This is a genomic window from Salinarimonas ramus (genome assembly GCF_014645695.1).
Lineage (GTDB): Bacteria > Pseudomonadota > Alphaproteobacteria > Rhizobiales > Beijerinckiaceae > Salinarimonas > Salinarimonas ramus.
Genome location: NZ_BMMF01000016.1, coordinates 110785 through 125043 on the forward strand (window position 1 = coordinate 110785; position 14259 = coordinate 125043).

The 14259-nt window shown below is 66.9% G+C and carries 15 protein-coding genes and 1 pseudogene; 6 read left to right on the top strand and 10 right to left on the bottom strand.

Annotated features, from left to right (window positions below; all coding sequences use genetic code 11):
* Positions 1 to 62 precede the first annotated feature (62 nt).
* Both IEX89_RS22300 and IEX89_RS22305 read left to right on the top strand, forming a co-directional pair.
* Positions 63 to 671: a TetR family transcriptional regulator gene (locus IEX89_RS22300; protein WP_188915482.1), complete on the top strand. Its 609-nt coding sequence runs from the start codon at positions 63 to 65 to the stop codon at positions 669 to 671.
* Positions 672 to 1036: 365 nt separating this feature from the next.
* Positions 1037 to 1258 carry a hypothetical protein gene (locus IEX89_RS22305; RefSeq protein ID WP_188915483.1) on the top strand — a complete coding sequence of 74 codons (222 nt, stop codon included), beginning with the start codon at positions 1037 to 1039 and terminating at the stop codon, positions 1256 to 1258.
* 237 nt (positions 1259 to 1495) lie between these two features.
* Here the strand turns inward: IEX89_RS22305 and IEX89_RS22310 are convergent, their stop codons facing one another.
* Complete coding sequence (locus IEX89_RS22310) at positions 1496 to 2419, bottom strand: alpha/beta hydrolase (RefSeq protein ID WP_188915484.1); 924 nt, start codon at positions 2417 to 2419, stop codon at positions 1496 to 1498.
* Between the two features lie 113 nt (positions 2420 to 2532).
* On the opposite strand from IEX89_RS22310, the pseudogene IEX89_RS24670 reads away from it, so the two are divergent.
* Positions 2533 to 2637: pseudogene (locus IEX89_RS24670) on the top strand (oxidoreductase); the annotation flags it as partial.
* A gap of 32 nt (positions 2638 to 2669) precedes the next feature.
* On the opposite strand, the gene IEX89_RS22315 reads toward IEX89_RS24670, so the two are convergent.
* The 6 genes from IEX89_RS22315 to IEX89_RS22340 form a co-directional block, all read right to left on the bottom strand.
* Complete coding sequence (locus IEX89_RS22315) at positions 2670 to 3590, bottom strand: LysR family transcriptional regulator (RefSeq protein WP_188915485.1); 921 nt, start codon at positions 3588 to 3590, stop codon at positions 2670 to 2672.
* Between the two features lie 83 nt (positions 3591 to 3673).
* Positions 3674 to 3991, bottom strand: a complete 318-nt coding sequence (locus tag IEX89_RS22320) for a hypothetical protein (RefSeq protein WP_188915486.1) — start codon at positions 3989 to 3991, stop codon at positions 3674 to 3676.
* A gap of 97 nt (positions 3992 to 4088) precedes the next feature.
* Complete coding sequence (gene ampC / locus IEX89_RS22325; protein WP_210317694.1) at positions 4089 to 5276, bottom strand: class C beta-lactamase; 1188 nt, start codon at positions 5274 to 5276, stop codon at positions 4089 to 4091.
* 83 nt (positions 5277 to 5359) lie between these two features.
* The gene (locus IEX89_RS22330; RefSeq protein ID WP_188915487.1) at positions 5360 to 6676 is read right to left on the bottom strand and encodes a sensor histidine kinase; all 1317 of its coding nucleotides are present in this window, start codon (positions 6674 to 6676) and stop codon (positions 5360 to 5362) included.
* Positions 6673 to 7614: a response regulator transcription factor gene (locus IEX89_RS22335; RefSeq protein WP_308423851.1), complete on the bottom strand. Its 942-nt coding sequence runs from the start codon at positions 7612 to 7614 to the stop codon at positions 6673 to 6675. Before IEX89_RS22335 ends, IEX89_RS22330 begins: the two co-directional genes overlap by 4 nt.
* A gap of 339 nt (positions 7615 to 7953) precedes the next feature.
* On the bottom strand, positions 7954 to 9270 hold the full coding sequence (locus tag IEX89_RS22340; protein ID WP_188915488.1) for an aspartate aminotransferase family protein: 1317 nt from the start codon (positions 9268 to 9270) through the stop codon (positions 7954 to 7956).
* A gap of 91 nt (positions 9271 to 9361) precedes the next feature.
* Between IEX89_RS22340 and IEX89_RS22345 the strand changes: the two genes are divergently transcribed.
* The gene (locus IEX89_RS22345; protein ID WP_188915489.1) at positions 9362 to 10210 is read left to right on the top strand and encodes a LysR family transcriptional regulator; all 849 of its coding nucleotides are present in this window, start codon (positions 9362 to 9364) and stop codon (positions 10208 to 10210) included.
* Between the two features lie 30 nt (positions 10211 to 10240).
* On the opposite strand, the gene IEX89_RS22350 is transcribed toward IEX89_RS22345, so the two are convergent.
* Positions 10241 to 11179 (bottom strand): alpha/beta hydrolase family protein, encoded by a 939-nt coding sequence (locus IEX89_RS22350; RefSeq protein ID WP_188915490.1) that lies wholly within the window; start codon positions 11177 to 11179, stop codon positions 10241 to 10243.
* Positions 11180 to 11233: 54 nt separating this feature from the next.
* The gene (locus IEX89_RS22355; protein ID WP_188915491.1) at positions 11234 to 11992 is read right to left on the bottom strand and encodes an SDR family NAD(P)-dependent oxidoreductase; all 759 of its coding nucleotides are present in this window, start codon (positions 11990 to 11992) and stop codon (positions 11234 to 11236) included.
* Positions 11993 to 11994: 2 nt separating this feature from the next.
* Between IEX89_RS22355 and IEX89_RS22360 the strand changes: the two genes are divergently transcribed.
* Complete coding sequence (locus IEX89_RS22360) at positions 11995 to 13002, top strand: AraC family transcriptional regulator (RefSeq protein WP_308423852.1); 1008 nt, start codon at positions 11995 to 11997, stop codon at positions 13000 to 13002.
* A 28-nt stretch (positions 13003 to 13030) separates the two neighbouring features.
* Here IEX89_RS22360 and IEX89_RS22365 read toward each other — a convergent pair whose 3' ends face one another.
* Positions 13031 to 13954 carry a LysR family transcriptional regulator gene (locus tag IEX89_RS22365; protein ID WP_188915492.1) on the bottom strand — a complete coding sequence of 308 codons (924 nt, stop codon included), beginning with the start codon at positions 13952 to 13954 and terminating at the stop codon, positions 13031 to 13033.
* 104 nt (positions 13955 to 14058) lie between these two features.
* Between IEX89_RS22365 and IEX89_RS22370 the strand changes: the two genes are divergently transcribed.
* Positions 14059 to 14259: SDR family NAD(P)-dependent oxidoreductase (locus tag IEX89_RS22370; protein ID WP_188915493.1), on the top strand; the 201-nt coding region annotated here is incomplete at its 3' end.

Below are 14259 nucleotides of genomic sequence, written 5' to 3' on the forward strand. Positions count from 1 at the left end.
TGCCTAAACTAGCATCGAAAAACACGAATGGCACTCAGTGCCATATTCGGCATGGAGCGTCAATGCAATCGCCGTCCGCTGGTTCCGGCCGTTCACTCCGGGAGATCAAGACGGACGCGGTCGCGGCATCGATTGCCGCGACCGCGCTCGTCCTGTTTGAAGAGAAAGGGTTCGATCGTGTGACGGTCGACGAGATCGCGTCTGCGTCCGGCATCTCGCGGCGGAGTTTCTTCCGCTACTTCGCGACGAAAGAGGACGTCGTGGTCTCGGGGCACGCCGCCTTCGGGGAGAAAATCATCGAAAGGGTGAAGGCCCGGCCGGCGGACGAAGATGTCTGGGTCTCGCTGCGGCGCGGCTACGATGTCCTCGTCGAGAACGTCGATCGCAACCCCGAAGGCGCGGCTCGGACCATGCGGGTGATCAACGGCACGGCGAGCCTGCGCGCCCACACTCTGGAGAAGCACAGTGCTTGGGCGGTCGGTCTCGCTCCCGAAATCGCGCGCCGCCTCGGCGATGCCGACGGCCGGCGCCTGGAGGCGGACGCGTTGGTCCACGCATCGTTCGCCTGCCTCGATGTCGCGCTGGCCCACTTCGACCCCGGCGGTGACGCGTCCCTCGGAACGACCCTGGACGCGGCGTTCGGTGCGCTCCGCCCGGAGCGTACGCGTTGAAACGCGAATGCCGGCGTGAACGAAATGCGTCGACTGCCGCACCATGCCGTGGTGCGGCAGTCGAAACGGCTCGGGGCTGTTCACACCAGCCGAGGGGTCATTACCGGGAGCTGCTCTCGCGCACGGCTTCACGATGAAGCCACCATGCCTCGGACCCCCGCGCCGCACGACCGTCGACTGCGTGTGCTCCGGCGCCGGAGCGGCCGATCTGCCCCGTCGTGGCAGGCGTCCCGCTGAAGGAGGCCGCCACCGCGGGCGACGAGTGAACGATCGAGTAGAATGTCTGCCGATCGATCCAACTTTCGTCCGCGGATGCGGAGGTCGCATACCCGAGCGACAGGATCGCGAAGACAGCAGCAACGATCGTGAAAGAAGGCTTCGTATTCATCTGGTTTTTCCTTCCTGTGATTTCGGCAAAATGGATCACGCTGCTCGACGAGAAGCGCGGCCGACAGATGGCGGCGTCTGACGATTTGGAAGAGATCCTGCAGGAGGACTGCTTCGCGTCGTCGGCCCAAGATCGACTTAAGTCGGCCGGCGAAGTCGATCCAATCGATGATCGGTATGTTGGAATATCCATTCAATGAATGTCTGGAGCGTTTCTCACGGGCTCGCTCGGCTCACGTCCATGGACGTGGTGTATGAGCGCCGTTCCTCGGCCGAGCTCGTGATCTGGCGGTCACGGCGGACAACGCTGCCGTTCGCGAGCCTCTTTTTTTGCTTTCCGAGCGCTTCACTATGAGGGTAGCGCCCATTCGCCGCCAGAAGACTGCATCCGGACGGGCGATGGACATGGCGGGCGTCCAGCATCGGGAAAATTCCTGTCAGGCTTTCACCATCCGGTTGTAGAACGGCACCAGCTTGTCCACGGCGCGGGTTACGGGCCCGGGCTTGTAATACATGTCGTAATGCCCCGCCCCCTCGACGATGAAAATGTCCTTCTCCTCGGCTGGCGACATCTCGAACAGGCGGTGGCCGGACTCGTACTGCCCGGTATTGCCGCGCTTGCCGCCGACGATCACCTGCAAGGGCTGGGTCAGCAGCTCGGGGACAAGGCCGAAGCCGTCGAAGGCGAGGATGTGGCCGTAGCTGGAGTAGAGGAGCCGGTTGGTGGAGCGCGGATGCCGGTACTCGGACTCGCGGTAGAACTGCACGGCCTCCAGCACCTCGGGGTCGGTGACGCCCGCCTCCTTCGCCTCCTCCAGGCTATCGGGGATCCAGGGATCGCGGCGCGCGCCTTCGCCCCTTGCGGCGCGCGTCCGCTGGCGGCCGATCTCGTCCAGCATCTCCAGCATGGCCTCCCGGGGCTGGACCTTGCGGAAGAAACTGCCCATGTCGTTCGCCACCACGGTGCCGACGGCCTTGAAGCGGCGCTCGGTCAGGGCGGCGTTGATCGCGTAGCCGCCGCCGGCGCAAATGCCGAGAAGGCCGATGCGCTGAGCGTCGATGAATGGCTGGGTCGTTAGGAAATCGACGGCACACTTGATGTCCTCGACCCGGACCGCCGGGTCCTCCAGGTCCCGCGGTTCGCCCCCGCTCTCGCCCTGATAGGAAGGATCAAAGGTCAGCGCGACGAACCCCGCGTCCGCGAGCTTCGAAGCATAGATGCCCCCGATCTGCTCCTTCACGCTGCTGCCGGGCGTTGAGATGACGATGGCGGCATATTCGCGGGTTTCGTCAAAGTCCTGAGGAACATGCAGGTGTCCCGCGACATCGATCGCACGGTTGCTGAATGTGACGGATTTCATGGTCTTCTTCCTTTCGTCATCGGAGACGAGAGTCGCCGCCGGGACCGGGGAGGCAGGGTCACGTCCAAGGACGTGACCTCAGAGAGACGATGGCCGGTCAGCTGGGCGATGTCGCGATCGCACCGGAGGCGATCGCGGGGGCAGTCCTCTACGCGCTCGAACAGCCTGCGGATGTCGACATCGGCAGCATCGTGGTCAGGCCCACCGCTCAAGAGTAGAAAATCGATGCGATTGGAGGAGGGCCCGCCAGTCAGCCGGATGCGGCGTGAGCGTTCGTCTCTTCGAATGCGATATTCCGTATCTCGTCCGCGACATGCCGCACGATTCGATCCGTCGCCCGGCGGGTGTGCCACGCGAGCTCCAGGCTGAATCCGGGGACTTCGAACGGCGGCGAACGATGGGTCAAAGACGCTTCGTGGGCACCCTTGAACGCGTGTCGTGGCAACAGGGCGATGCAGTCGCTCGTCGCGAGTATCGGCGGCACGAGCTGGAAGGACGGCACGACGGCCCCGATCCGGCGTGCTCGGCCCATCCGATGGAGCGCGTCGTCGATCGGCGTGTGTCCTTCGCCTCGTCCGGAGACGATCACGTGAGGCCAAGCGAGCCATGCGTCCAGATCGAAGGCGATCGCCGCGGGGTGGTCGGATCGCATGGCGACCACATACGTCTCTTCGAAGAGCGTCACCACGTTCAGACCCTCGTCTGGGGGAAAGACCGAGATCGCCAGATCCGCATGGCCGGTCGCGAGAGACTGCAACGCCGCCGCAGCTCCGCGCCACGGCTGGATCACGAGCGAGACGCCCGGCGCCGTGCGCCCCAGCCTCGCGACCAAGTGGGGGGCGATTATGAGCATCGGATCGTCCGCCGACACGATGTGGATCGTCCGCACGATCTCCTTCAACGGGATTTCGGGTGGATCGATCAGACCTCCCACGTCGCCGAGAACGTGCCGTAGCGGTCCGCGCAGAGCCTCCGCGCGGGCCGTCCGGCGCATTCCGCTTCCGTCGCGCTCCAGCAAGGGGTCGTTGAAGAGCGCGCGGCATCTCTGGAGCGCGCTCGACACGGCCGGCTGAGACAGGTTCAGCCGATGTGCCGCGCGGCTCACGTGCGCCTCCTCGAGCAGCGCATCCAGGATCACCAAGAGGTTCAGATCGACACCGCGGAGATTCATGGGCCCGATACCCTCTGGTGATCGCTAGGAAGTGGACGGCGCCGGCGGTGGTTCCTCGGAGAAGAGAACGGATGTCTTCAAGGTCATCTCTTGTTCTCGGCAAGGCGCGCCGCACTCGCGGCTGCGACAGCCGGCGGGAGAGACAGCGCTGCCAGGATCGCGACCGCAAAGAGGTTTGTCGCGTCCAGGCCGTTGCTGACGACGATAATCGGCAGCTGCGCGAAGGTGACGACGAGGCCGACGATCCAGCCCGAGCGCGCCAGGTAGCCGGCCACAGCCGACATCGCGATCGAAGCGGGATAGGCGACGCTCCAGAATGCCGGCGCATCCCAAGGCTCCCGTACGTCGAAGGCGATACAGAACATCTGCCAGCAGATGATTGCCAGAAGCAGCGTTATCATGAGTTCCGTTGATCGCTTCATCACGGCCTGCGAACCAAATATGTTGGATTGGCCGCCCGATGCTTGTGGCACGACCACGAGGATGTGTCGCGATGCGTCAATTCGAATCGAGCACCGCTCGGATCAACGCGAGCGCCGCCTCCGCCCGCACGGCGTTCGGATAATTGCGGTTGGCGAGGACGACCACGCCGATCTCCTCCTGCGGGATCATGGCCACATAGGCGCCGAAGCCGTTCGTCGACCCCGTCTTGTTGAGGAACGTCGGGCCGTCGAGAGGTTCGGAGCGCGCGGTCAGCGGCTGAGGCTCCAGCGCCATGTCGCTGCTGTTGCCGGCGGCGAGCCGCTCGGCCGTGACGGGCCAGGAATATTCTTCCCAGATCATCGCCTGCGCGTAATGCGCCGTGTCGTAGCGGGCCGTCCGCGTCTGCGCGAGCGCGGCGGCGATCTCGGGCGTCGTGTCGACATCGCCGAGATGTGCTTGCAGGAACAGGATCATGTCCGAGATCGAGGACTTCACGCCGTAGGCCTCGGCGTCCAGCATGCCGGGGTTGACCCGAACCGCGCGATCGTCGGAGCGGCTGTAGCCGAAGGCGTAGCGCGACATCGCCGCCTGCGGCACCGTCACGTGGGTATCCTCGAGACCGAGCGCGGGCAGCAGCTCGGTCGTCAAGGCAGTCTCATAGTCGCTGCCGAAGGCATTCGCCGAAATCCGCCCCAGAAGGCCGATGCCGAGGTTGGAATAGGATCTAACGCGCTGCGGATCGACCTCCGGGCTCCAGGCCGCCAGCCATGTCGTCAGCGACGGGTCGTCCGTGATCTCCTCGGGCACCTGCAAGGGCAGCCCGCCGGTCGCATGGGCGGCGAGGTCGTAGAGCGTGATCGTATCGAACGCGCTCCCCTCAACCATGGGCATGACGTTCGACACGGGCATGTCGAGGGAGAGCAGGCCGCGCTCCTCGGCTAGGCCCGCCAGGGCGACCGTGAACAGCTTGCTGACGGAGCCGAGCTCGAAGAGCGTGTCCTCCGTCACCGGCTGCTCGGGCGCCCGTACCGCGAGGCCGGTCGTGTAGATGTAGCTGTTACCCTGGTAGGTAACGCCGACGGCCAAGCCGGGAATGTCGTACGTCGCGACGACAGGGGCGAATGTCGCTTCGCTCAGCTGCCGGAATTCGGCAGATGTAAGCGGCTCCGCTGTAGCAGACGTCGCGCAAAGCATGGCCGCGAGTGTCACTTTACAGGTCGTTCGCATCGAGAGGATCCCTTCGAGTTTTTGATTGTGAGACATGCAGTGGGAATGCGCCCACGAATTCGTCGGCGAACGCGCCGTGTCCCTTCGGCGCGAATTTCGGGAGTGCGAACGCCGAATGCTCACGTGGCGCCGAGCACGACCCGGATGATCGTGCCGCCACCGGGGGCGTCTCGGATTTCCAAATGCCCGCGGTGGCGAGCGACGACCTCTCGGACGAGGTGGAGGCCGAGCCCGCTACCCGTCCGCCGCGGCCGCAATCGGGCGAAGGGCTCGAACACGCGCTCGCGCTCCTCCTCCGGAATGCCGGGACCGTCATCCTCGACCTCGACGACGGCGCCGCAGACCCGGACGACGACGTGCCGTCCGCCGTGATCGAGTGCATTCTGGACCAGATTCATGAGCACCCGCTCCAAGGCTCCGGCGTCGCCGACGATCGTCTCACTGCCGGAGACCTGAAACTCGATGGCTCGTCCGCCGGCGATGACGAGCGGCGCCATGTCTCCGACGAGCTGCCGAACGAAGGTGGCGAGATCGATCCTGTCATCGTGACCGTTCCTCTCCATGCGTTCGAGATCCAGCAATTGCTCGGTCAGGATCGCGAGCCGCTGCACGTCCGGGGCGAGCGCACGGATGACGTCGCTCTCGGACGACTCCACCTTGCTGCGCAGGATCGCGACGGGAGTACGCAGCTCGTGCGATGCGGAGGCGACGAACCGACGTTGACGTTCGTATCCCTCGTCGAGACGCCGCAAAGCGTCGTTGAACGCTTTGACCAAGGGTGCGATCTCGCGGGGCACTTGGCTCTCGCTCAAATGGCGACCGCGGGTGTCCGTATCGATTTCCTCCGCTTCCCGGGCGATGCGCGAGACGCCGAAGAGCGATCGCCGGACGGTCCACGGCGTGACGACGATCGAGGTGAGCAAGAGCAGGAGGAAGATCGGCAAGATCATGATGTTCGACGCCAGCACGACGATGAGGCTCAGCTCGGCGAGCTCGCCGTGGCCCATGATGGTCAGGGTACCGATCTCGGTCGTCTTCCTCCTGATGACCGCAGCCAGCTCGTAGGGCGCCGAGCGGGCCCGAAATTGGCCGAACGAGAGATCGCTCAACCGACCGCGGAGGGAATCGTAGTGCCGGGGTACCGTCCCGAACGTCACGCTGTCGCCGGTGTCGTCCTCTGCGACGAACCAGAGATCGGGCGCCGCTGCCTGCGCGTCGAGCAGTTCGGGCGTCATCACGACCGCCAGCTGCCCCGACGCGTCGCGATCGATGGCGCGTGCGATGACCGGGATGATCTGTTCATCCGCGAACGGGCCGCCGCTGTCGATGCGAATCGCGATCGATATCAAGATGACGAAAGCCGCGAGCAGCGTGACGAAGTGGACGACCAGCGGATAGATGACGAGCGGGCGCTCGAGGGAAGGCTGCTTTGTCACGACGCCTCGCGCAGAAGATAGCCAACGCCCCTGATCGCGTGGATCTCGATCCCGGCACGCCTTTCGTTGAGCCTCCGCCGCAGACGTGAAATGTGGGAGTCGAGCGTATTCGACTGGACGATGTCGTCGAACCCGAACACCGCCTGCTCCAGCGACTCCCGCAGCACCGTCCGGCCACGGCGCTCAAGCAGCGCCGCCAGGACGCGCAGCTCGCGGCGCGGGAGATCGATGCGCTTCCCCCGGATCTCGACCTCCTCGTTCATGAGATCGAAAACGAGCGATCCCGCCCTGATCTCCTCGCCCGCCATCTCGGCGGGGCGCCGCTTGACGGCCCGGATGCGCGCCAGCAGCTCGTCGAGCGAGAACGGCTTGATCAGATAGTCGTCCGCCCCCTCGTCGAGACCGTCGATACGGTCCGCGACGTCGCCTCGTGCGCTGAGGACGATGATGTGTATGCCCGGATTGGTCTTGCGGAAGACCGGGATCATCGAGAGGCCTTCCCCGTCCGGAAGCGTGCGGTCGAGCAGGACGAGATCGAACTTGCCGATCAGGCCGGCTTCCCGCGCGGTCGCCAGGCAGTCGACGTGATCGACGACGAAGCGCTCTCGCTCGAGGACCTTGCGGATAGATTCCGCGAGCCGAAGCTCGTCTTCGATCAGGATGATTCTCACGGCGCGGCTTCGCTGTTTCGTCGCATCGGCACGACCCTTTCGCGATCGGGCTGGAGCGCTCCCGCCTGACCGTATCGAAAGTGCCGCCTCTCCACCCCGACGCCTGCGGACCGGCGCCGGCAGCGCCGGAGCGGATCTCGCAGGCTCGGGAAGCCCTGCGGAAGGCTTCGCCTCCCGCCCGGCGGCATTACCGAGGACCGCACTCCCGGCGGGTCGGATCGCGTTCGCAGCGTTGCGCGCGAGCGCGATCGGAGATGATCTGTGCATTCAGTGCCGTCTCGCTCGCGAGGTTCGCTCTGTACGCGTTCTCGAGGGAGGAGCGGTCGGATACGCATCCCGCGACGGCGATGCACGACAAAGTCGCGAGCAGAAGGCCGATGGGCGCTTTGGGCAGCCGGGCTTCTCGAAGATGGAGCATTGCTTTCACCTGACTTGGGTTTCGCTTTCCGGACGCCGGCCGGCTTTCGAGCTGCGGACGGTCGCCGGCGCCCACATCGCCGGCGAAGATTGCGCAGACATGGAGCCCGTGTCCGCGAACCTAGAAGCGGGCTCGGGCCCCGCCCGGTCGTGCCTTCGTGTGGCGCCGGTATGGCGACCCGGCGACGGCTACCGCGACCGGCGCGACATGGACGCCTCGATCGACGCCGCCAGGATGTCGAGACCGAGTGCGATCTCGTCTTCGGACACCGTGAGCGGCGGTGCGATGCGGAAAACGCCGCCCATGCCCGGCAGCTTGACGATGTTCATGCTCATCCCGCGCGACATGGCTTCGTCCATGATGCGCGCGCCGATCTCGTAGCCCGGTGTCTTCAGGCGCCGGTCCACGACGATCTCGAGCCCGAGAAGCAGGCCTCGTCCACGGACGTCGCCGATGCAGTCGTACCGCTGCTGCAGAGCGCGAAGGCCCTCCTCCAGGAGAGCGCCCCGGGTCCGCGCCTTCTCGACCAGACCGTCGCGCTCGACGACGTCGAGGACCGTGAGGCCGACGGCGGCCGGAAGCGGATCGGAGGCGTGCGTCGTGTAGAACAGATATCCCCTGTCGTAGGCCTGCTGCTCGATCGCCGTCGTGGTCATGACGGTAGCGAGCGGCAGACCGGCGCCCAGCGTCTTGGACAGGGTGAGGATATCGGGCGTGACGCCGTCCCGCTGGTAGGCGAACATCGTGCCGGTGCGGCCGACGCCGGTCTGCGCCTCGTCGAGGATCAGCATCATTCCCCGTTCCTCGCACTTCTTCTTCAGTGCGGCGAGGTAGCCGTTCGGGAGCTCCAGAACGCCGCCGCTCGACAGGATCGGCTCCGCGATGAAGGCGGCGAGGTTTCCGGTCGACTGCTGGTCGACGAGCGCGAAGGCGTCGTCGAGTTCGCCCTGCCAATCGAGCGTCCCGTCGGCACAGGTGAAGCGCGGACGGTGGCTGTTGGGCGCCGGAATCGCGAACGACCCGGCGGCGGAGGGTCCGTAGCCCTTGCGGCCGGCGCTGTACGTCGCCGAGGCGGCGGCGCCGGTCATGCCGTGCCAGCTCTGGGCGAAGGCGACGACCTCGAACTTGCCCGTGACGAGCTTCGCGAGGCGCAGCGCCGCTTCGTTGGCTTCCGCGCCGGTCGTCAGCAACTGGACGCGGTCGAGACCCGGCGCGAGCGCGGCGAGCCTGGCGGCAAGGGACACGACCGGGCGGCTCAGCATCCCGCTGAACAGATGCGCCACACGCCCCATCTGCTCCCGGACGGTCGCGACGATGTCCGGATGCCCATGGCCCAGCACCGCGCTCATCTGGCCGGAGGTGAAGTCCAGAATGCGCGTCCCGTCGGCGTCGTAGACGAAGCTGCCTTGCCCGCGTTCGATGATCACCTGCTCGAAGCTCGGGCCGTAGCGGGTCAGATGCTTGCGGGCGTCTTCCCAGAACTTCGGGTCTGCATTCAGCGACATGATCCACTCCGCCTCGTTCGGCCGCGATGATGGGCACGATTGCCTCCGATTGGCGAATTGATATATCTGACATGCGATATCAGCGGGACCGATGACCGTGTTGGACCTCCAGCTTCTCCGCAGCTTCGCGATCGTCGCCCGCTCGGGCTCGATCAGCATCGCGTCGATGCAGATCGGCCGAACGCAGTCGGCGGTCAGCATGCAGATGCGTCGCCTCGAGGAGACGATCGGCGAGCCGCTGCTGCATCGGACCGGATCGGGAGTGCGCCTCACGGTCGTGGGCGAGCGGCTGCTCGTGCACGCGGAGGCTCTCCTCGGCCGGCACGACGAGGCGCTGTCCGACCTGGCGGGAACCGGCTTGAGAGGATCGGTGAGCTTCGGCTGCCCGGAGGAATTCTCCATCGCCTTCGTACCGCACCTCCTCCAGGGCTTTCTCACCAGGTATCCGAGCGTCGAGCTGCACATGATCTGCGCGCCGACGGTCGAGCTGCGGAAACATCTGCACCGGCGCCGGCTGGACATGGCGCTGATTTCGACGCCCAACCTCGACGAGGACGCGCTGCTTCGGACCGATCGCTTCGTCTGGGTCGCGAACCGGCCGAGGCCCGACATCCTCCGGCACGACGTGTTGCCTCTGGCGCTCTCGGGACGCACCACGCTCGATCACCGCGCGGCGACCGACGCGATGCGGTCCGCGGGGCGCCGCTTCCGTCTCGCCTACGCCAGCGACAGCCTCGCCGGCCTCCTCGCGATCGCGCGCTCGGGTCACGCGATCTCGGTGACGACGCGCGCGGCGGTTCCGAACGATTTGGCGATCGTCACGCAGGACCTGCCGCCGCTCCCCGACTTCGGCATCGTCCTCGCCGATGCGGGTGCGCAGGCCTCCGCGGCGGCGAAGGCGTTGGGCGATCACATCCGAGCCGAGCTGCCCGTCGTCTAGCGGTCGGCCACTCGCCGTCCCCTGCGCCGATCATCGCCCGGTGATCTCTGCGAGGGAGGATGCACTTCCGACCAGGGTGGCACGGCTCCGTGTCCAAGCGTCCTCGTCGACGGCCAAACGGCTCCTCAGCCAAGCCAGCGTGAGACGCCGGGTCGCTTCGAGCGCCTCGGGATCCTCGACCTCGGTCTCCCGTGCGTCGAGCCCGGGAATTCCGCCGAGGGAATGCCCCACGCCGTTGATCGTGAGCAGGGCATCGCCCCCCGGCGCGTCGTGGAAGGCGTCGGCATGCCATTCGGGGCCCCGCGGCGTGAAATGCGGGTCGTCCTCCGCTCCGCAGACCACGAGCATCGGCACTTCGATGCCGCTGAAATCGACGTCGAAGAAGGGAAAGCGCGCGGCGTGCTCGGGCGTCAGATCGGCCCCGCCGCGCCCCGGCGTCGCCATGAGGACGCCGGCACGGATGCGCGGATTGGCGAAGCTCTCCCCCTGCAGGAGCCCGCCGAGCAACAGGCTGCAGGTATGGCCGCCGAAGGAATGTCCGGCGACCGCGATCCGGTCGTGGTCGAGGCGTCCTGCGACAGCGGCGGCCTGTCGCTCGATCTCGTCCAGCCCATCCAGAACGGCGCGCATCTCGGCCACGCGCTCGCGCCAGAAGAAGGGGCCTCCCGGCAGTTGGGGGTCGAGGCCGCCGACGCGTGAGCTGGCGTGCGTCGGCTGGATGACGGCGATGCCTCGCTCGGCCCAGAACTGGGCGAGCGGGGCGTATCCGTCTTTCGAGGGGATAGAGTTCGACGGACCGTAGCCGTGCGAAAACACGACGATCGGCAGTGCCTCTCCGCTGGCCGGCGTGGTCAGGCGCAGCTCGAGCGGCGGACGGCCGGGCATCTCCAGGCGGATCGGCGTGTAGGCCACGGTCGCGGCGGGCTCCGGCGTCGGAAGGGCGCGGGAGCGGGTGATCAATCGGTTCATCTGTGGTCCTCGATCGGTGGGAACGAGCGCGGCGGGACGGCCGCGCGCGACTGGTCAGGCGGTGTCGAGGCCCGCTTCTCGGAACCATGCTCGCGCATCCGCGCCGGCGGGCAGCTTCATCGGCGCCGCGGGGTCCGTGACGGCGCGCCAAACAGCCTGCGCGACATCGAGCGCCTGCGTCTTCTCGCCGGGCGACTGGAGGCTCCGAAAAACGGCCTGGACGAAGGGGCCGTAAGCCTCGGGGACGTCCATGCCCATTCGCGCCACGGCATTGCGTCCGAACGACGTTTCGGGCGCGCTGCCGGGCAGGACGAGCCGCGCACGCACACCGAACTCCGCGGCCTCCAGCGCGAAACTCTCGGTGAAGGCGCCCACCGCGGCCTTGCTCGCGCTGTAGATCGACAGCGCGGGAAGCGGACGCAGCGTCACGCTGGAGCTGATGTTGACGATCACGCCGCTGCGACGGGCGCGCATGGCGGGCATCACGGCGCGGGTGACGGCCATGGTCCCGAGCACGTTGGTCTCGAAGAGTTCGCGGGCGCGGTTGATCTCTGCGCCTTCGAGCACGTTCAGCATGCCGACGCCGGCATTGTTCACGAGCGCGTCGAGCGGTCCCGCCGCGGCGACGGCGGCGGCGATGCTGTTTCCATCGGTCACGTCGAGGGACAGGAGGCGCAGCCTGTCCGAGACCGGCAGGCCGTCGCCCGAGGGCGTGCGCATCGTTGCGATCACCTCCCAGTCGCGATCGAGGAAGAAGGCGGCGACGGCGCGGCCGAAACCCGAGGAGGCGCCGGTGACGAGGATGCGGGGCATTCGTGGTTCTCCTTCGCTGTGGTGAGGGAGAGATAGACGCCGCGTGCCGATCAAACTATCGAAGAAAGTCCATGTTGATTCATCGATCGTCCGAACCGATGCGTGCTCCTCATGAAGATCCGCTGGCCGCGGTGGTCGGCTTGCTCCAGCCGGTGCTCTCCCTCGCCAAGCTGGTCGAGGCCGGTGGGCGGTGGAAGGTCGAGCGCCGCGAAATGGCGAGCCCCTTCTACTGCGCGATCGTCGAGGGGAGCGCCCGCCTCACCCCGACCGGCCGGGAGCCGATCACTCTTCGGGCCGGGGACTTCATCCTGATCCCCGATCTGCAGGGCTTCGGCATGACGGGCGAGGCGCCGCCGGGACCGAATGCGCCGAGCCGGCCGCTCGAGATCGGTCCGGGCCGGGTTCGCCTCGGCCCGGCGGATGCGCCCGTGCAGATGCGCGCGCTCGTCGGGCACTGCCGCTTCGAAACGCCCGCGAAGGGCCTGCTCGTGTCGCTGCTGCCCGACGTGATCCACGTCTCCGGCAACGACCGCCTGACGGCGCTCGTGCCCGTCATCCACGAGGAGACGTGTGCCGAGCGGCCGGGGCGGGACCTGATCCTCCAGCGTCTCTTGGACGTGCTGCTCGTCGAGGCGCTCCGGTCGGGGCCCGCCGTGGACATGCCGCCGGGATTGTTGCGCGGGCTGTCCGATCCGCGGCTGGCCGCGGCTCTCGGGCGCATCCATGGGCAGACGGGCGGCGAGGTCTCCATCGCCGTGCTGGCGAAGGACGCCGGCATGTCCCGCTCCAGCTTCTTCGAGAAGTTCCGAACGGAAATCGGCTGCGCACCGAAAGAATACGTGGCGCACTGGCGGATGGCCGTCGCCAAGACTCTCCTGCGAGAGGGTCGGCTGAGCAATGCGGAGATCGCACGCCGTGTCGGCTACGGCTCCGCCAGCGCCTTCGGAACGGCCTTCGTCCGTCACGAAGGCCTGTCGCCGGGCGCGTTCGCAGCCGAAATCGGAGGCTGAGGACGATGTGGTGGCGTGTCGATGGGCGTCATCGGCGCCGGGTGGCGAGCGTCTGACGCTGCACGCCGAAGGCTCGCAGATGGTCGATCAATGCGCGCAGTTTAGGCGCGACGTTGCGGCGGTTCGGATAGTAGAGATTGAAGCCGGTGAAGTACGGGCAGAATTCCTCGAGGAGAGGGACCAGTTCGCCCCGATCGATCGGTCCACGAAAGCTTTCCTCCATTCCGAAGGTGATGCCGGCTCCCGCGACGGCGAGCTTGATCATCAGCGCCATGTCGTTCGTGGTGATCTCCGGGTCGACAGTCACGCTGAACTCTTTGCCGTCTTCTTCGAACTCCCATTGGTAAGGCGCGGCCTTGGGCGCAGACCTCCAGCCGATGCAGCGGTGCTCGGCGAGATCCCGCGGATGAGACGGCACGCCGAAGCGGTCCCGGTAGGCAGGGGAGCACACGGCGAGCTGACGCTCGTCTCCGCCGGCGGGCACCGCGATCATGTCCTGCTCGATGACCTCGCCGAGCCGGACGCCCGCGTCGTAGCCCTCGACGACGATGTCGAACTCCTCGTCGGTCACGGTGACGTCGAGCTCCACCCCCGGGTAGGCCTCTGCGAAGCTCGCCAGGAGCGGTCCCGCCAGAAAGCGCTCGGCGATCGACGCGACCGCCAGCCGCAATCGTCCGCGCGGGGCCCCGCCGAGACTCGCCGCCGTCTCGGTCGCCGCCCGCATCTCGGCAATGGCCGGCGCGACCTGCGCGTACAGGCTTTCGCCCGCCTCGGTGAGGCTCACGCTGCGCGTGGTTCGTCTCACCAGCGCGGCGCCCAGCGTCTCTTCGAGCCGCCGTATCGTCTGGCTGACGGCAGAGCGCGTCACGCCGAGCCGGTCGGCCGCGGCGCGGAAATTCCGTTCCTCTGCAACGAGGGCGAATACGGCGAGGGCGTTGAAATCGAGCTGCATTGGTTAGAACCACTTCCCACCGTGTGAATGAATGAGCGGCTATCGGCTACAATGGGGCCGGTCTATCTCCTGAGCAACCGCGATGACGCGGCCAGCCACAGGAGATGACATTGGACAAGGTGATCCTCATTACGGGCGCATCGAGCGGCATCGGGGCCGGCATCGCCCGCGAGCTCGCCGCGGCCGGCGCGAAGCTCGTTCTGGGGGCGCGTCGCACCGACCGGCTCGAGGCTTTGGCGCGCGAAATCCGCACGGAGAGCAACGCGGTGCTGACACGGCGCCTCGACGTCGTCGACCGGGACGAC